Genomic DNA, 17327 nt, shown 5'->3' on the forward strand with positions numbered 1-17327 from the left:
GCTCAAACCTCCTTTCCGGTCAGGTTTTCCGCGCCCGACTCGGTGATCAGAATTGTGTCCGCGACCGCGGACTTGTCGTTTTCCACCGACACGACCACCACGTCACCGGCCGCGAGCTGGCGGTCGGGGGACTGGCTGGCGTACTCGCCGTCGGTGGACAGGTCCGCGTGGTGCACCACGCGCACCCGCGCGGCGGTGGCCTCGGCCAGGGCGCCGATCGTCGCGCCGTCGGTGACGGCGGCCAGCACGTCCCGCAGCGCGGTGGTCGCCTCGCCCGGTTCGACCTCGCGGGCGATGCGCAGCCAGCTGTTGCGGTGCTGACCGGTGATCTCGACCGCGGCGTCGGTGGCCCGCACCAGCACATCCGTGAACCCGGCGCCGCGCACCACGCGCTCGGCGACGGAAATCCGCTCCTGACGGGAAAGTCCGGCAGCGGTCGCCGCATCGGCGGCCTTGGTCAGGGTGGTCCCCGCCTGGCGCAGCAGGGCCTGCTCCGCGTCGGAGGGCCGGATGCGGAACTGGCGGATGAGGCCTTCCAGCGGGCGCACCACCCAGCCGGGGGCGGCGGCGCTGACCTCGTCGATCAGCGCGGTGGGCCACAGGCTGGCGTCCACCAGGCCGATCGTGCCGGGCTCGCGGTCGGCGACGAACTGGGCGACCAGCGAGCCGAACGCCTTGCCGCTGCGCAGATCCGTCAGCGTCGAGGTGCGGCGCATCCAGGTGTGCACCCGGGGGGAGAGCTTGGTCAGCAGCGCCGGATCCCCGTCGGCGGGGATGGCGAGCATGCCCTCGTTCCAGTAGATGCACAGGTTGGTCAGGTAGGCGATGTCGTCGGAGCGGAACACGTCGCCGTAGACGAGCGCGACTTCGACCTCCTCCGCCCGCAGCTGCGCGCGAACCTGCTCGATCCGCCGCTGCCACTGGGTTTCCGGGATCTCGTCGTGGTCGAGGACCACGAGACCTCGCTTCATCAGGCGTTCACCTCGCTCGTCTCGAAGAGCTTCCGCTCGGTTTCCAACAGCACCTCGTAACCGTCGGCGGTGACCCGGACCGGGTCGCCCAGCACGTGGTAACCGGCGATGGGGGTGTAGGTGTTGGGGTGGATGATGAACACCGCGTTCTCCGGCAGCACCGTGTGGTTGCCCTCGATGATCGGCGTCTCGTCCAGGTGCAGCCCGTGGCCGTGCCCGCGCACCCGGGTGTACTGGCTGGTGCAGTACTCGCCGTAGCCGTACTTGCGGAACACGTCGTTCTGCGCCACCGCGACCTCGTGGGCGGTGATGCCGGGCCGGACCACCGACATACCGGCCTCGACCGCCTCGTTGAACAGGTCGAACGACCGCTTCTGCGCGTCGCTGGCCCGACCCACCACCGCGGAGCGGCAGATCTGCAGCCAGTACCCGTCCATCTGCGGGGTCAGCTCGGTGCGCACCATGTCGCCGTCGGCCAGCAGCCGACCCGATGGCGGGGTCATGCCGCGCACCTCGTCCTTGCCGGAGGCGATCAGCATGAAGTTGTCCTCGGCGCCGAGCCGCTTGATCTCGGCTTCGACGGCCGCGACGATCTGGTATTCGGGCAGGCCCGGTTCGAGGACGTCGACGAAGGCGCGCCAGCCAGCGGCGCAGACCTTCGCGCTGCGGCGCATCCGCGCCAGCTCCCATTCGCTCTTGACCATCCGGGCGTTGTCCAGCAGGGCGGTCGCCGACACGATCTCCGCGTCGGGCAGCGCCTCGCGCAGGATGTTCAGCAGCACCGAGGGCAGCAGCTCGTAGTGCGCGACACCGACCCGCCGGGCCCCGCTGTCGCGCAGCCAGGTCCGGAACTCGGCCGGGTCGTGTGGGTCCAGGTGGTGCACATCGGTGACCCAACCCTGACCGGCGATCTCCGGCAGGTCCTGCCGCCGGGTGGAGAACGCGCTGGGCGCACCCGTGGCGGGCAGCGCGACGAACGCGGCGCTGCCGGTCACCCGCGCGTCGGCCAAGTAGCGCACGTTCTCCCGGCGCCAGCCCGGTCCGAACGCCAGCAGCAGATCCAGCCCGGTTTCGGCCATCGCGTCGCGGACCCGCTGGAAGCGCAGCTGCCGCTCGGCGTTGTCGCCCTGGTCTGGTGGACCGGCGTCCACCACGGCATCGGTCAACGTCATGCTTTCCTCGATTCCTGGACAAACGGTGATGTTCAAGAGGAGACCGGATCTGCCTGCCGGTCCGGTTGGCTTGGTGCGCGGCTGAGTTCGGCCGCGATCTGCTCGACGCTCTTGCCCCGGGTCTCCAGCGTGGCGATGGCGCCCGCGAGCGCGGCGATTCCCGATATGACGGCGAAGAGCACGAAGAAGATGTAGGTGGAGAGGTGCCAGGACAGCACGAAACCGACCGTCACCGGCATGAGCAGCCCGCCCACCTTCTGCCAGGCGGCGGCCCAGCCCAGCCCGGTGGCGCGGTTGGCCGTCGGGTAGAGCTCGCTGGCGTAGACGAACAGCGTGCTACCGGCGACGCCGCTGCCGAAGAAGGTGGCCAGCGCGCCGGTCACGACCACCGCGGCCGTCCCGGAAACCGAGCCCCACACCAGGCACAGCAGCCCGCTGAGCAGGAAGGCCGGGGCCAGCGCCCAACGCCGACCGACCCGGTTGACGACCTGCCCGGCGGCGACCGCACCCGCGACGCCCGCGGCCGTGATGATCCCGGTGTAGGCGAAGCTGGACAGGATTCCGATGCCGCGTTCCTTGAGCACCGTCGGCAGCCAGGTGGACAGTCCATATAGGAATGCCCCGGCGCAGACCTCCATCACCCACATCGAGATCGTGTAGCGCAAGTACTTGCCGCGCAACAGGTTCCGCACCGATCCGGCCGCCTCGCCGGAAGCCGGGGCGGCCGACGCCGCTGGTTCCGACGCGCCTGGCGACTGCCGGGCGAGCCGGTCCACGATGGCGCTCGCCTCCCGGTGTCGACCTTTCTGCAGCAGGCAGCGCACGGATTCCGGTAGCGTGAGGGCGACTGCGAGCGCGATCAGCAGCGGGATCGCACCGACGAAGAACATCGAGCGCCAACCGAGCGCTGGCACGATCGCGATCGCAACGGCCGCGGCGACCGGCAGGCCGATCAACCAGCACGCGGTGGCCAGCGTGACCAGCGGACCGCGCTTGCTGATGGGCACGAATTCCGTGATGTAGGGCAGCACGATCGCGATCTCCGCGCCCAGCCCGATGCCCTGCACGGTCCGCGCGGCCACCAGCACGGGGAAGTTCCAGGCGAAGGCCGCCAGCAACGAGAACCCGGCGAAGACGAGGATGGCCAGGGCCAGCGGGTACCGGCGGCCGAGCCGGTCCGAGGCGATGCCCGCGACCGCCGCGCCCACCAGCATCCCGGCGAACATCGCCGAACTGAGCACGCCGGCTTGGCCGCTGGTGATCGCGAACGTCGCGATGATGCCCGGCAGCACGAAGCCGGTCATGTTGATGGTGAAACCGTCGAAGAAATGCCCCGCCACCGCGGTCAGGTAGATGCGCGCGTGCCGCGGGGTGAAAGTCGAATTGTCCAGACGGTGCAGCAATTGCGCGTCTGTGCTGCCTGTTCTAGCCATGGGTGGGTGACACCTCTCTGTGTACGGGCACCCCGGTAGTCAGCGCGATTCGCCGAACCCACGTGTCGACCGTCAGTGGTCGTCGAGACGGCCTTCGGTCTCGGTGTGGAGCCGGTGAATGACGTTGAGGAGATCTTCTTTGACCTGCTCGTCCAGCCCGGCCGTGAGCTCGGAGCTGAACTTCTCCAGCGCCAGGCGCCCGGCTTCGTGGGCCTCGCGCCCGGTCGCGGTCAGCGCCAGCGCCATCGTGCGCCGGTCGGCCGCTTCCATCGTGCGGGTCAGCAGTCCCTGCTTGACCAGCTTGTTGACACTTTCCGACATGGTGGGCGGGTTGCGGTGCGCGAGGCGGCACAACGCCATCAGCGAGGTGTGCCCGGCATCGACCCTGGAGAGGATGCGGTACTGCCGAATGGTCAGCGGCACCTCCAGTCCGCCGAGGATTTCCGTTTGCAGACGGGTCAGCCGACCGGCGAACGAGAGCAGCATCTCGCCGAGGGGCTGCACAGCGGGCTTGGCCGGCGCCGCTGTACGCTCAACTTCTTCGCTCACTTCGCCCACCATAACTTTCGGTGCCCGAAACATTGATGGAGCGGACAGTACCGCCGGGTCGGTACCGCTGACAAGACCCCACCCGACGCGGACATACCTGATGTCGGGAACCGGCGGAGTTGGGGCGGCCGATTTCGCGCGAAATCGGCGTTTCCCGTGGGGAGTGGGTGGCGATTTCGCGCGAAATCGTCAGGTTCCGCCACCCGCACCGCCACGCGAACCAACTCGCGCACTCTCGAACCGGTCAGGTCGGGCAGTGGGATGCGGGGCGTGCCAGGTTGGTCAGCAACCGGTTGAGCACGTTGGGATTGCTCGGTAGCGAGAAGTGGTCGACGCCGGGATTGCCGGTCAACTCGAAGTGGAAGCAGGGCATCGCCCGCCAGGCGACGACGGCGTCGTTGGTGATGTCCTCCTGGTTGCCGTCGCCGTCGCGGGTGATGAAGGGGGTGGACGGCCCGACGACCTGACCGGGCACCAGGTTCGCCAGCGGTGCCCCCACGATGGTCGGCACGCCCGACCCCTTCTCGGCGTAGACGTCGACGTCGGGCAACGATCGGGGACCGGTGAACCGGACGAAGCCGATGTAGTGATCGGCGATCTCCTTGGCCACCGGCAGGTTCGCGTCCACCAGCAGCCGCTGGTAGTCCCGCGGCGTGTAGTCCCGTCCGGTCGAGGTGTCCCGCACGACGACCTCTCGATCCCCGAAGACCTCGGGATCGGCCGCGCTCATGTAGGAGGTCGGGGCGGCGAGGTACAGGCGCGCACTGCTGGCGGCGTTCTCCGGTGTGCTCGGGTACCCGAAGTCCTGGACGTTGAGCCCGGTGAACAGCGTGGGGTAGAGCAAACCCTGCCCCGGCATGTTCCCGGCCAGCGGTGTGAACCCGTGGATGTACTTCTCGCGCCACTGCCTCGTGGTGTGGGTGAGCAGGTACTGCGCGTAGAGCGGTCCGTTCGAGTGCCCGACCAGGTGCACGGGGCGGTCGCCGTTGTCGCGGTAGGTGTCCTCGATGAGCTTCACCGCGCGCGGGAGGAAGTCGCCCATGTCGGGGGTGAGCCGCCCGTCGTATCCGGCGACGCGGATGTCCTCGTTGCGCACGTGACCGGCTGACTCCAACGAGCTGTACAGCGGTTCGTAGAAGGGAGCGCTCTCGGTTCTCCCGTAGTCCTGGACGCGGACGTCGACGCCGGGTTGCTCGGTGAACCGCGCCGCCATCGGCTTCGCGGGATCCGGGTCGTAGCGCAGCGTCAACAGCTTGTCCTGGCAGACCTGGTTGAACGAGGTGCTGGGGTGGTCGTTGTGGTACCAGTCCTCGAACCGGCCGGACCGGGGGCATTCCGGTGCGGTGGCCTGGTCGCGCACCGCCACCGCGAGTTTGGTGAGGTGGAACGCCGGGAAGAGGACCACCGGCGCGCTGACCGCAGCCGCGCTCGCCGCGACCGAGCTCGCGACCAGTGCCAGCACCGCTGCGAGCGCGATTCCCGCCCCGCGCATGGACATGCCCACGCTGATCGCCTCTTCCCCCACCGGTTGGTAGCGCGCACCAGGTGCGCCCGGTAAGGCCAGGTTGCCCGCAGTCGACGGGAACGCACCGGAGTCCTTCGTCCCGACCGGCTCGAATAGCCCCGCCGCGGGCCGGTTGCCGCTACCGGCGGACTAGCAGGCGCTGGGCGATCGAGACCAGGAAGGCCCGGTGGTCGGCGCGGGACCGGTCGGTGCCGGGGTCCTCGCCGAGGATCATGTCCCCGAGTTGCGGGACGTAGAGGGTCCACTCGGCCATCCCGATCAGGAGCAGCAGCACGCGGCGTGGGTCGAGATCGGGATCGATGTGGCCGTGGCGCTGCGCTTCGGCGATGGCGGCGACCTTCTCGTGGTAAGCGGTCGACCGCTGGGCGTGCCTGGGGGCTTGGCGAGGCGGCAGCGACAGCGCCTCCCACTGCACGAGGCGGACGAGTTCCGGATGGGCGGCGCAGTAGTCGAACAGTTCGCCCACGAATTCGGGAATGCGCTCGCCCTGCAGTTCGACGGCCTTGGCCAGCAGGTCGAGCTGGTCGGCGAGCACGATGCCGAACAACTCGTTCTTGTCGCCGAAGTAGTCGTAGATCGCGCGCTTGTTGGCTTCGGCGCGCGCCGCGATGCGGTCGATCCGAGCGCCGTCGATGCCGTGTTCGGCGAACTCCGCCGTGGCAGCGGCGAGGATGCGCTTCTTGGTGGGCGTGGCGTCTCGGGGCATGGCCCGAGTAGTGTGCCAGACCCGTTTCGAACGAACCAGTTCGTTTGATACGGTGCCGGTTCGAAAAGGGATCAGCGCGCGGACCCGCGACGTGGTGGTTCAGCTGCGCCCCGACACCGCACTGGGAGAAACATCCATGTCCTCATCGCCTGCCACCCCGCCTGCCGGGTTGAGCCGGAGGAACGTGCTGCGCACGACGGTGGCAGCTGGCGTAGCCGGGACGGCCGCGCTGGCCGCCGCGTGCGCTCCGGCGGCCGCCCGGGCGGCGGCTCGACCGGCCCCCGGCGGCCGCAGCGGGGTGCGGCTGCGCTGGCTCGGCTTGGCGGGCTGGGAGATCACCTCCGACGACCACCGCCTGCTCGTCGACCCGTACCTCACCCGCCAGTAGTACGCCGGATCCAACGGCAAGATGGACCCGGACCGTCCGATCGAGGTGGACTCCCGGATCATCGACTGGGTGCTCGACCAGCACGTGACGGCCGCACCCGAGTTCGTCCTGGTCACCCACGGCCACTGGGACCACCTCGCCGATGTCGCGCCGCTGCTGAACCACCCCCGGTGGCAGGATCGGCGGATCCGGGTCCTAGGCGGCGAGACGCACCTGAACCTGATCCGGGCGATGGGCGTGCCGTCCGCGCGCGAGGCCGACCTGGTGCTGGTCACCGGCGGCGAGAACCTGCGCTATCCGCTCAAGAGTCCCGAACAACCCCGCCCCGCCTACACGGTCGAGGTGTTCCGGAGCTTGCACAGCCAACTCGGCGAATACGGGTTCGCTCCGGCCGGAACCCTGACCGCTGCGCCGAAAACGCCGACCACCCTCGGCGAACTGGTGGAAGGCGGCACGCTCGGCTACCAGGTCGCCGTCGGTGACCGGTTGCGCGTGATGTTCCTCAGCGGAACGGCCAACTTCGCCGAGCGGGAGGTCGCCGGGGCCGCTCCGGACGTGCTCGTCCTCGGTGCCAGCGGCCACGCGGCGGTGCACGACTACTTCGAGCGCGCGTTGAACGCGCTCGGCTGGCCCAGGGTCGTCATCCCCAGTCACCACGACGACATGGTGACCCCGCTCGACAGCCCCGAAGTGCACAACAGCGTCAACCGAGAGGTGGTCGGCACGTTGCAGAGCATCCTCGGCGATCGCGGCCAGGTCCTCGACCCGCGCCACCTGGAGCAGTTCGAACTCTGACCGCCGCAGCGGCGGGAGGGCCTGTCCTCGGGAGTGCGCACCGGCCCGCGCGCGCATTTCCAATGCGGCGGTAGGAGATCACGTGAGTTGAGATCGGACCCTTTGTCCACATAGGATGCATGATTGTCGGGATCAACCCCGCGAGTGCCTGGCCGCGAGCAGGTTCGTCGCGGCCTCGCACGCTTCGTCGGTGATGATGTGCTCGGTTCCGGGGTCGATGCGCAGATCGACCGACGCCCCGGCGCCGCGCAGCGCCGCCGCCGTGTCCTCGACCCGGTGCGGTGGCACGAACGGATCCTCTTCGATGCTGCGGACCACGGCCGCCACCCCGCGCAGCGGTTCACCATCCGGTGGCCGCAGTGCTTCCGTCCCGAGGTAGCCGCCGGTGAACAGGACGATGCCGCCGAACCGCCTCGGCGCGGTGGTGAGCACGTAGTGCGAGAGCAGGCACGCACCCTGCGAAAAGCCCCACAGCACAACACGTTCCGGTGGGAAACCGCTGAACTCCAGCTGAGCCACGCACTCGCCGATCACGCCGAGCGAAGTGTCCAGCGCGGGCTGGTTCGCCTCGATGGTCGCCAGGAACGGCTGCGGGTACCAGGTGTTGTCGGCCGCCTCCGGCGCGTGGAAGCGAACCGGTGCCGCACCGAAGCGATCCGCGGTCTGCCGCATGAAGCTCGGGTCCTGACCGCGTCCGTGCACCGCCAGCACGGCGAGCTCCGCGTCTTCTCGCGCCACACCCCACTCGACCATCGGGACGCCACCGGTCGTCATGCCACCACCACCGGAACGTTGTCGGCTGCGGCCCTCATTCCTGCTCCTGCAGGTCGAGGAACACCCAGTGCGCGTTCGGGGCCAATCCGCTGAGCAGCTTGCCGCAGTTCTGCAACACCACCGGTCCGGACGTGACGTGCTGGGTGCCCGCGTGCAGATCGCGGAAGAAGCGCTGCAACGCGCCCCGGCGCAGCGCCGCGGTGCCCGCCCACTTGTACACCGTTTGGCCGACCGCGTGCACCGACCACGTGGTGTTGTTCAGCATCAGCCGGGTGAGGGTCTCCTGCTCGGTGGTCAGGTTCTCGCCTCGGTCCAGCGTCGCCTCGATGTCCGCCCACACCTCCATGGCGAACGCGCGCGCGGCGCGCAACTTCGCCTCCGCCTGGGCGTACTCGGCGTAGAACTGCTGGGTGTCCACGGTGGCGTTGGGAGCGCCCGACTTCTTGGCCGCGAGCACGCGCATCTCGTCCAGCATGCGCCGCCCGACCCCGAGGGCCCACCCGGTGTGGCAGATGCCCGCCATGTTCGCCAGGCCCACCCGGTAGACGGTGCCGCCGGTGTGCACCTCCATCGTGGCGATCTGGTAGACGTAGCCGTCCGGGACGAACACGTCCTCGCAGATGTAGTCGTTGCTGCTGGTCGCGCGCAGACCCATCACGTCCCAGTTGTCCACCAGGGTGGCCTGCTCGCGGGGCAGCGTGAAGATCAGCGCCTCGCCGGTCTCCTCGCACAGCGCCGCGGTGTGGATGTGGGTGGCCATCGAGATGCCGGAGGCGAAGTGCCAGTGCCCGCTGATCCGGTAACCGCCGTCGACCCTGATCGCCTTGCCCAATTTGGTGCCCTGCCCGGCGATCAGCGCGTGGTGACCATTGTGGACATCGGGGAACAGCTCCCGCGCGGCTTCCGGACCGAGGTAGGCGGCGGTCGTGCCGGTGGCCATCTGCAGCGCCATGAACGCCCAACCGGCCGAGGCGTCCGCGTAGGAGATCTCCGCGATCGTGTCGATCACCTGGCTCGGCGAGAACTCGTAGCCGCCGAGCGAGTGCGGGAGGCCGATCCGGAACGCGCCGCTGGTCAGCAGGGCCTTGGCGGCGTCGTCGGTGAGCCGCCCGAGTTCCTCGCCCTCCTCCGCGCTTTCCCGCAGCACCGGGGAGATCTCCCGCAAGCGCCCGATGAGGGCGTCGAACTCGTCGCTGACGTGCAGCTGGCTCATGGTCGGTCCTCTTCCACGGCGCGGATCCAGTCGATGACCGGTTTTACCGTATCGTCGGAGTTTGCTTCGAAGATCAGAGCGTGTCCGTTGCCGGTGATGCCATGGTCGGGCAGGTGCAGGTGTTGCGCGCGGGCCCCGGCGGCGGCGAGGAACTCAACGACCTGCGGTGCGAACCCGGCGAACGCCGAAGCACCACCGGTGACCACCGCGACGGGCAGGTCCGCCAGGGCCGGAATCCGCCGCCCGGCAACGTCTTCGGGGCGCTGCGCCGGTGGCTCGCAGGTGATCTCCGCGCTGGTCAGCCCCCAGGTGAGGGCGCCGAGGCCGGGGAACTCCGCGTACGCCGGGCCCATCGGCTCGATCGCGGCGATCGCGGCCACCTCGTCGGGTCGGGCGTCGGCGGTCAGCCATCCGAGCGGCCCGCCCGCGGAATGCGTCACCAGCACCGCTTCGCCGATGACATCCAGCAGACGGCCCAGCCGGTCGGCGTCCAAGCGCTGCGATTCGGCGAGGTCCGCCGGTAGCGGTCCCATCGGGCTGACCAGCTGGTCCAAATCGGCCGAACCGATCTCCCGCTGGTAGGTCCACTGCGTCTGCTCGTCGCGAACCTCATCGGGCAGGAACAGCGCGGTGGCCGCCTCGTACGGGAACTGCGCGCCCATCGGCCCGACGACCTCCGGGTGGTAGGGCGAGCGCCCGTGGCCGCAGCGGTCCACGACGTACACCGCGAAACCCGCCTCGACGAAGCGGGTCGCCCAGCCGGGCCGCCCGTCGGGAGTGCCGGTCCAGTCGGTGCCCTGCCCGCCGCCACCGTGCACCAGCACGAGCGGGAGCGGGTGCGCGCCGTCGGGCGGCGCCTCCCACTGCACGAACATCGGTGCCCGCTGCACCGTGCCACCGGGGGTCGCCACCCGCTCACCGGGGATCCAGAACTGGCCGCGTCGGATCGTGATCGCCCGGCCGGGGACCTCGTGTGGTGCTGCCATCGCCTCTTCGCCCCTAGATGCTGATCGGTTCGAGCTGGCTGAAGATCTCCGCCCGGCGGTCCTCGAACTGCTCGGGCAGCTGGAACTTCGTGCCGAGTTCCTGTGGCGACTCGTCGCAGGTCCAACCGCCCTCGGCGTGCGTGACCGCGAGCTCGAACAGCGCGCCGCTGGGGGTGCGCACGTAGACGCTCTTGAAGTACTTGCGGTCCTTGAGCTCCGAGATGTCGGTGTAGCCCTGGCCCTCGATCCCGAACTTGACCTCGTCCTGGTTCTCCAGCGTGGCCACGTTCCACGCGAAGTGGTGGTAGGTGCCCGCGCCGTACCGCCAGGTGCCCTGGTCGTCGGTCCGGTTCACGGTGATCTCGATGTGGTTGCCGTACTTCTGGTTGCCGACCTGCAGCGCGGCCACGTCGCCCTCTTCGGCGAGTTGTCCTTGGGAGAAGAACGATTCGCTGGCGAACTCGACCATCCGATCCGGCGTGGTCATGTGCACGCCCACGCCGTGCAGGCCGTGGATCGCGTGTTCCTGCGGCACGCCGTGACCGGTGTGCCCGACCCGCTGGTCATCGCTGTTGCCGACGAAGACGTACTCGATGCCGCTGGGGTGGCGGAAGGCCAGCCGCCGCTGCCCGAACCGCTCGATGTCGGTCACCTCGACGTCGTGCTCGGTGAGCCGCTGGTGCCAGTAGTTCATCGAATCGTGCGGGATCGACAGCAGCACCTCGCGGGCCTGGTTGGTGCCGCGCTTGCCGAAGAAACCGGCCTGCGCCCACGGGAACGTGGTCACCACGCTGGAGGGATCGCCATTGGCGTTGGAGTAGTACAGGTGGTAGATGGGCAGCGAACCGTCGAACAGCACGGTCCGCTTGATGAAGCGCAGGCCGAGGACCTTGACGTGGAAGTCGACGTCCTCCTGGGCGTGCGCCACGGACAGCGTTACGTGATGGGAACCTTCGACGAAAGCCATGAGCAACCTCCGCATCGCGGCAGGGACTTGCTGCCGACCCTAGAAACGGGCCGTTCGGCAGGAGTCGCGCGAGAGCGCACGGTGGTGTCATTTCCGCGCATGGTCGTGGCATGTGACGTGTATCATATCGACGTTTTGTCCCGTGGTTGCGCTTGAACGGCTCGTCCCGATCGAGCGCGCAACTGTGAGCCGTGGAGATGACGATGACGTCGCTGGCGGAGCACACGGCCGACCTCCTCGTCCCGCCCGGCGAGTTGAAGGTGCCCTTCGGCCAGTGGACCACTGCCGTGCGGCGCAACGTGATGAGCTTCCAGTTCGACTGCGATCGGCCGCGCGCGTTCGCCGGCATGATCCACAACCGGTCGCTGGGCGGCGTCGACTTCGTCAACATGGCCTGCGCGAAGCACGCGGCCTACCGGGATCACAGCGCGATCTCGGATGCCGACGCCGGTTTCTACGTGATGACCTTGCAGCTGTCCGGGCAGTTCTGGATCGAGCAGGACGATCGCGTCGCACTCCTCAAACCCGGCATGTTCGCGATCTACGACTCGTCCAGGCCCGCCGCGCTGACCGCCAGCGATGACTACCGATCGACCTGCATCCGGTTCCCCAAGGAGCGACTGGGCTCCCGCAACGCCGACCCGCTCAGTGGCATCACCGCGACCGCCTTCGAGTACGCGCCCGGCCTGCCGTCGGTGGTGTGGGACATGCTGATCAGCCTGAACCGGAACCTGGATTCGCTGGGCACCGGCGGCACGATCGCGGTGCACAACGTGATGGACCTGGTCAGCGCCATGCTGCGAACCGAACTCGGCGGGCAGGTCGAGCCCGTCGCGGCGCGGCGAGATGCGCTGCTGCAACGCATCCGGGAGTACATCGACGACCACCTCGGCGACCCCGAGCTGGGACCGGCGCAGATCGCCGCCGCGCACTACATCTCGCTGCGGTATCTGCACAACCTGTTCGAGCAGACCGATTCCAGCGTGGCTCGATGGATCCGCACGCGCCGGATCGAACTGTGCCAACGGGACCTCTCGGATCCGGCGATGGCGAACATCGCGGTGTCGGCCATCGCGGCGCACCGGGGTTTCACCAGTCCGTCGCACTTCGGGCAGGTGTTCAAGCGGGAAACCGGGCAGGCCCCGACCGAGTACCGCCAGCAGGCCATGATCGCACCGAAGGGCACCACCGGGCTGGTGCGCTGACCTGCTGCCGAACCCGCTGTCCACAGTGGTCACATGGGGCCGGTGGGTGTCGTGGCAGCGGGTCGGTGCGGCGGTTAGGGTGGGTGGAGTGCGCGTGATTTTCACTTCCCTGGCGACCCACGGCCACATGTATCCGCTGCTGCCGTTGGCGGTGGCCGCTCGCGAAGCCGGTCATGATGTCGCTTTTGCGACGGCTGACGAGTTCCTGCCGACCGCCCGCAAGGCCGGTCTGGAAGCCGTGCCCGCCGGGCTCAGCGTGCGCGCCGCGTTCGCCGCGGCGCTCGCCGGGGAGACCCGGCCACGCGAGGAGATCCCTGCGGCGGAACTGGATACGATCATCGCGAAGGTGTTCGGCGACACCCTGCCGCGCCGGTTCGTCGCCGATCTCGGTGCGCTCTTCGAACGGGAGCGGCCGGATCTGGTGATCTACGAGGCCGGAAATCCCGGCGGTGCGATGGCCGCCCAGCTGGCCGGGATTCCCGCGGTCGGCCACCTTTTCGGCCGGGTCTCGCAAAGCGACCTCGGCACCGTGATCCACCAGTCCATCGCCGCCACCGCTGCCGAATTCGGTGTCACCGGCGCCGATCTGCCGTCCTTCGGCAACCCCGTGGTGGACATCTGCCCGGAATCGGCGCAGTCGCCCGAATTCAAGGCCACCGCGAACCGCATACCGTTGCGGCCGGTCGGCTGGAACGAGCCGGGTGACCTGCCCGCGGGTGTGGTGCGCGAGGACCGCAGCCGTCCGCTGATCTACCTGACCCTGGGTACCGCGATGGGCAGCGCCGCGGTCCTGCGCGAGGCCATCGCGGGCCTCGCCGTGCTCGACGCCGACGTCCTGGTCGCGACCGGCCCGACGGTGCAGGTCGAGGCACTCGGCGAGGTCCCGGCGAACGTGCGGCTCGAAACGTGGGTGCCACAAGCCGACCTGCTGCCGCACCTCGATCTGATCGTGCACCACGGCGGCAGCGGCACCACCCTCGGCGCATTCGGAGCCGCACTCCCACAACTGCTGCTCCCACAGGGCGCAGACCAGTTCACCAACGCCGAAATGGTGGTCGACCTAGGCACCGGCAACCGCCTCGTCGGCGAGGAAGCGGTTGCAGAAGCCATCACCGAACAAGCCCAAAACCTCCTAACCAACCCAGCAGTCCAAACCGCCACCAAACGCCTAGCAACCGAAGTAACCACAATGCCAACCCCACCCGAGGTAGCCGCACAACTCCCCACCTTCGCGAACTGAACCGGAGTGAGGGGCACCGATCGGCGGGGAGCGGAGCTGGCATCGTGCCGGTTCACCTGGACGGAGCACGGGTGAAGGGCACCTTTGACCGGCATAGTCGGTCGAAGGTGCCCTTCGGTCTTCACTCGGGTGGGGGGCGGGCTGCCTCGGCAAATACGTGCGTTGATCGATGCCTACGGATTACCCGCGATCGCACTCTTTTTCGTTCGGATCGACGCCAAAGGAAAGCAGTTCTTCTGGGGTCCAGACGACCTCTTGGCTGAAGTCGCGCTGACTCGGCGCAGATGCCCGGTACCTGGTACGAAGCGTCCTCGGTCCCGCTTTGTTGTTCGCTTCGCGGGGACACGGGGCGCTTTCGTGTGCGCGTTCCGAAATGCTCGGTGATTGATCAATCGACGGTCGATATCGGCGCCGACACTCAGCGTCCAGAGGTTCCTAGCAGCTCTTGCAGCGCCGCGACGCTCATGCCCGTGTCCTCAAGGGGAGTCGCCTCGCGGTAGCCGCTCCATACGATGCATGTTGGTCGCGCTCCTGTCGATGCGAACTCCTCGGCCGCATCGATCACCATCGCTGCTTCGATCTCCGATCCCGGTGGGAACGCGATCTCGCTCAGTCCATAGATGATGGTCTCGACGTTGTCACCCCCGGAGGACACGAGATCCGCTGCGGCACGCTCCCGCCAGTAGCACACGCCGTGCTCCCCGCGGAAGCCGACCGTCAGTTGCGCTTCCCCTTGCGTCAGGTGCAGGACGACACGATCTGTCGCGGAATACCTGGTCACCGTCTCCCGTAGTGCTTCCACGCCGAGCGCGGTCCCGTCGTCGAGCTCCACAGCGAGTGTCATCGTCGCGCCCTTCCGTGGTAGGTCCGCTGGTACGGCCGCCCCTTGCGGTCCGTGCCTTGCACGGTTACGTCCGAGCCTTCCGGTAGGAACTGTTCTAGCAGTTGGTGACAACCTGGCGGGCGCGTCTGGTACCCGCACGGGACATTGTTGAGCACCACTGTTGCCGATCGGATTCCGGCCCGCAGCATCATCGCGGCGGCGCGTACTTCCACATGGTTGGCCAAGTAGTCAGGCACGTCTATGCCCAGTGAGCTGATTCGTTCGGCCGCTTCCTCGGACCACACATCACGTTGCCCGGAGCGGAACGAGCCCGGTAGTGGTGTATCTCCAATCTTGATCTTCGCCACGGTTCGGTCTCCGAGCTGGCGCACGCGCGGCGGGAGTTCCGGCACCGCCCACGCGGCCTCCGGCGGGTATTCGGAACCGTCGACGCCGACTGCGTTCGGCGGCTGCTTCGGCGGGGCCGGGCGCCCCGACTCCAGCGGCTTGCTCTCGGAGGCGGAGCTTCGGTCGGCGCCGATGCTGGCCAGGTAGGTGGTGATCCGATCCCGGATGGCCTTCACCTTGCCGCGTGCCTCGTCCAGTTGCTCGGCCGTCGTCCGTTGCGAGCGGAGCGCGCCGATTACTTCGGCGTCGGTGGCGCCTGCGAGCGCCTGTCCGAGGGCTTCCCTGCTCTCCTCGCACTGCGTGAGGGCGGTATTGATCTGCTCGGTGGCTCCATCGAGCTTGCCGACGGCGTTCGCCAGCCGCTGCTGGACGTCTTCGAGTGCAGCCATGCGCCCCCGATCCCGTCACCGTTCCGGTCGGTACCGACGATTGTGCCGACTGCCACCGACACCTACCTGGAAGCCTGCCGAACTGCGTCGTTTCGAACGCACGCCTTCCAAGCCGTACATTGGCCTGGCCCAACGTGGATCTTCGCTCTTCTCACTCGATTGGTGGGGGGCGCGGGGCCGGAGTGGAATCGGGTGCTGTGGGTTCGCTTGGGTGTGGCATGGGTGAAGGGCACCTTTGACCGGCATAGTCGGTCGAAGGTGCCCTTCGGTCTTCACTCGGTTGGGGAACGTGAGTGGTGGTCGGGTTAGGTGTGGAGGGTTGGGGTGTCTGGCCATTCGTCCAGGCGGGTTCCGACGTGGCCGGGGTAGTCCTCCAGGGCGTTGAGGCGACGTCGGATTTCTGCCTGGACGACGAGCACTTCACGGCGGTGCCGCTGCACGAGCTCCCAACAATGCTGTTCGAGTGCGTGGTTCATGCAGAGTTCGGCGAGATTGGCGCGCCGATCGAGTTCATCCAGGGAGCAGGAGGAGAGTTCCGCGTTGCGGGACTGCTGGATGAGCTGGGACATGGTCACACCCCGATTCCTCGGTGGATTTCTGTTGGGTCGACCTGTTTGCTGTGCCATCCAGCGTGACGTTCGACACCGGAGTCGGATATGCGCCGAACTACTCATCCCGTCACCGCATTCGCCCTGAGTACTGCTGCCGTCGAGGTGCCGCCGACCGGCCGCGCGCCGGTCAGTCGCTGCTGGTCAGCAGGTCTTCGGACAGGGTCCACAGGCGCCCTGCGTTGGCCGGATCGAGGGCGTAGCGGGCCACTCCGCGCAGGTTGCCGGTACGCCGGTCGACGACCTCTGCCTCGTTGCAGTCGACGAAGTAGCGCCCGCCGACGCCGTCGAGCAGCGGTGCGGCGGCCAGCAGCGTCGACGTCGCCGCGCCCTGCTCGACCGACTTGATCTGCTCGGGCAGGACGCGTCCGCTTCCCCGGCCGCCGGTGTGGCGTTGCAGGTTCGTGTGGATCGCGCCGGGCATGAGCGCGTTCGCGGTGATTCCGTCCCGGGCCCAGCGGCGGTTCGCCTCCACCGCGAACAGGACGTTCGCGGTCTTGGACTGGCCGTAGGCCAGCCACGGGTCGTAGCGGCGGAAGCGGAAGTGCGGGTCGTCGAAGATCATCGGCGAGCCCTGGTGCCCGGTGGAGCTGACCACGACGACGCGCGCCGACCCGTCGGCGGCCATCGCGGCGTGCAGGCCGGTGGCCAGCGCGAAGTGGCCGAGGTGGTTGGTGGCGAACTGCAGTTCCCACCCCTGGGCGGTGTACTGCTCGGGGCAGGCCATCACCCCGGCGTTGTTGACCAGCACGTGCAGCGGTCCCCGCCAGGCGGCGACGAACGCCGCGACCGATGCCGGGTCGGCCAGGTCCAGTTGTGCGACGTGCACCGCGCGGTTGCCGGTGGTCGCGATGAGGTCCTTGGCGGCGGCCTCGCCTGCCGCGAGGTCGCGGACCGCGAGGGTGACGTCGGCGCCGGTGGTGGCCAGCGCACGCGCCGTCGCCACGCCGATGCCGGACGAGGCGCCGGTGACCACGACGCGTCGGCCGGTGAGGTCGACGCCCGCCGCTACCTCGGCAGCCGTGCTCGCGAAGCCGAACGGGGTCTGGATGAGAGGCACTGAAGAGCTCCTAGGTTGGACTGTGGTGAGCGCCTGTCTTTGAACGATGCCCGATGCCGGGCGGAGCCCGAGAACCTGCGGCGGCAGGCATGCGGATCGGGCCCGGCGCTGCGTG

At 68.6% G+C, this 17327-nt stretch carries 18 protein-coding genes; 4 read left to right on the forward strand and 14 right to left on the reverse strand.

Annotated features, from left to right (window positions below; genetic code table 11):
* Positions 1-2 precede the first annotated feature (2 nt).
* The 6 genes from ACTWQN_RS08155 to ACTWQN_RS08180 all read right to left on the reverse strand — a co-directional run bounded on the left by ACTWQN_RS08155 (position 3) and on the right by ACTWQN_RS08180 (position 6356).
* Positions 3-971: an aminopeptidase P family N-terminal domain-containing protein gene (locus ACTWQN_RS08155; RefSeq protein ID WP_443202723.1), complete on the reverse strand. Its 969-nt coding sequence runs from the start codon at positions 969-971 to the stop codon at positions 3-5.
* Positions 971-2143 carry a M24 family metallopeptidase gene (locus ACTWQN_RS08160; protein WP_443202724.1) on the reverse strand — a complete coding sequence of 391 codons (1173 nt, stop codon included), beginning with the start codon at positions 2141-2143 and terminating at the stop codon, positions 971-973. Before ACTWQN_RS08160 ends, ACTWQN_RS08155 begins: the two co-directional genes overlap by 1 nt.
* A gap of 32 nt (positions 2144-2175) precedes the next feature.
* Positions 2176-3576 carry an MFS transporter gene (locus tag ACTWQN_RS08165; protein WP_443202725.1) on the reverse strand — a complete coding sequence of 467 codons (1401 nt, stop codon included), beginning with the start codon at positions 3574-3576 and terminating at the stop codon, positions 2176-2178.
* Between the two features lie 72 nt (positions 3577-3648).
* The gene (locus ACTWQN_RS08170; RefSeq protein WP_443202726.1) at positions 3649-4134 is read right to left on the reverse strand and encodes a MarR family winged helix-turn-helix transcriptional regulator; all 486 of its coding nucleotides are present in this window, start codon (positions 4132-4134) and stop codon (positions 3649-3651) included.
* Between the two features lie 235 nt (positions 4135-4369).
* Positions 4370-5623 carry a lipase/acyltransferase domain-containing protein gene (locus tag ACTWQN_RS08175; protein WP_443202863.1) on the reverse strand — a complete coding sequence of 418 codons (1254 nt, stop codon included), beginning with the start codon at positions 5621-5623 and terminating at the stop codon, positions 4370-4372.
* A 145-nt stretch (positions 5624-5768) separates the two neighbouring features.
* Entirely contained in the window at positions 5769-6356 is a 588-nt protein-coding gene (locus tag ACTWQN_RS08180; RefSeq protein WP_443202727.1) for a TetR/AcrR family transcriptional regulator, read from the reverse strand.
* A 136-nt stretch (positions 6357-6492) separates the two neighbouring features.
* Here ACTWQN_RS08180 and ACTWQN_RS08185 point away from each other — a divergent pair, with 136 nt between their 5' ends.
* Together ACTWQN_RS08185 and ACTWQN_RS08190 are read left to right on the forward strand one after the other, a co-directional pair.
* Positions 6493-6744 (forward strand): hypothetical protein, encoded by a 252-nt coding sequence (locus ACTWQN_RS08185; protein WP_443202728.1) that lies wholly within the window; start codon positions 6493-6495, stop codon positions 6742-6744.
* A 21-nt stretch (positions 6745-6765) separates the two neighbouring features.
* On the forward strand, positions 6766-7539 hold the full coding sequence (locus ACTWQN_RS08190) for an MBL fold metallo-hydrolase (RefSeq protein WP_443202729.1): 774 nt from the start codon (positions 6766-6768) through the stop codon (positions 7537-7539).
* Between the two features lie 132 nt (positions 7540-7671).
* Here the strand turns inward: ACTWQN_RS08190 and ACTWQN_RS08195 are convergent, their stop codons facing one another.
* From ACTWQN_RS08195 to ACTWQN_RS08210, 4 genes are read right to left on the reverse strand one after another with little or no spacing between them, the layout of a single operon-like run.
* Positions 7672-8313, reverse strand: a complete 642-nt coding sequence (locus ACTWQN_RS08195; protein ID WP_443202730.1) for an alpha/beta hydrolase — start codon at positions 8311-8313, stop codon at positions 7672-7674.
* 34 nt (positions 8314-8347) lie between these two features.
* Positions 8348-9526: an acyl-CoA dehydrogenase family protein gene (locus ACTWQN_RS08200; protein ID WP_443202731.1), complete on the reverse strand. Its 1179-nt coding sequence runs from the start codon at positions 9524-9526 to the stop codon at positions 8348-8350.
* Positions 9523-10512, reverse strand: a complete 990-nt coding sequence (locus tag ACTWQN_RS08205; RefSeq protein ID WP_443202732.1) for an alpha/beta fold hydrolase — start codon at positions 10510-10512, stop codon at positions 9523-9525. The genes ACTWQN_RS08200 and ACTWQN_RS08205 overlap by 4 nt, the downstream gene beginning before the upstream one ends.
* Positions 10513-10525: 13 nt before the next feature.
* Entirely contained in the window at positions 10526-11479 is a 954-nt protein-coding gene (locus ACTWQN_RS08210; protein ID WP_443202733.1) for a VOC family protein, read from the reverse strand.
* Between the two features lie 203 nt (positions 11480-11682).
* Between ACTWQN_RS08210 and ACTWQN_RS08215 the strand changes: the two genes are divergently transcribed.
* Positions 11683-12684, forward strand: a complete 1002-nt coding sequence (locus ACTWQN_RS08215; RefSeq protein ID WP_443202734.1) for an AraC-like ligand-binding domain-containing protein — start codon at positions 11683-11685, stop codon at positions 12682-12684.
* Between the two features lie 88 nt (positions 12685-12772).
* The gene (locus ACTWQN_RS08220) at positions 12773-13924 is read left to right on the forward strand and encodes a glycosyltransferase (RefSeq protein WP_443202735.1); all 1152 of its coding nucleotides are present in this window, start codon (positions 12773-12775) and stop codon (positions 13922-13924) included.
* 418 nt (positions 13925-14342) lie between these two features.
* Here ACTWQN_RS08220 and ACTWQN_RS08225 read toward each other — a convergent pair whose 3' ends face one another.
* The 4 genes from ACTWQN_RS08225 to ACTWQN_RS08240 all read right to left on the reverse strand — a co-directional run bounded on the left by ACTWQN_RS08225 (position 14343) and on the right by ACTWQN_RS08240 (position 17212).
* Positions 14343-14768 carry an Imm1 family immunity protein gene (locus ACTWQN_RS08225; protein WP_443202736.1) on the reverse strand — a complete coding sequence of 142 codons (426 nt, stop codon included), beginning with the start codon at positions 14766-14768 and terminating at the stop codon, positions 14343-14345.
* Positions 14765-15544, reverse strand: a complete 780-nt coding sequence (locus ACTWQN_RS08230; protein WP_443202737.1) for a DddA-like double-stranded DNA deaminase toxin — start codon at positions 15542-15544, stop codon at positions 14765-14767. The genes ACTWQN_RS08225 and ACTWQN_RS08230 overlap by 4 nt, the downstream gene beginning before the upstream one ends.
* Before the next feature lie 305 nt (positions 15545-15849).
* Positions 15850-16113, reverse strand: coding sequence for a hypothetical protein (locus ACTWQN_RS08235; RefSeq protein ID WP_443202738.1), 264 nt, complete (start codon positions 16111-16113; stop codon positions 15850-15852).
* A 169-nt stretch (positions 16114-16282) separates the two neighbouring features.
* On the reverse strand, positions 16283-17212 hold the full coding sequence (locus ACTWQN_RS08240; RefSeq protein ID WP_443202739.1) for an SDR family NAD(P)-dependent oxidoreductase: 930 nt from the start codon (positions 17210-17212) through the stop codon (positions 16283-16285).
* Positions 17213-17327: the final 115 nt, after the last annotated feature.

Source organism: Saccharopolyspora antiqui (assembly GCF_052246905.1).
Taxonomy (GTDB): Bacteria; Actinomycetota; Actinomycetes; order Mycobacteriales; family Pseudonocardiaceae; genus Saccharopolyspora.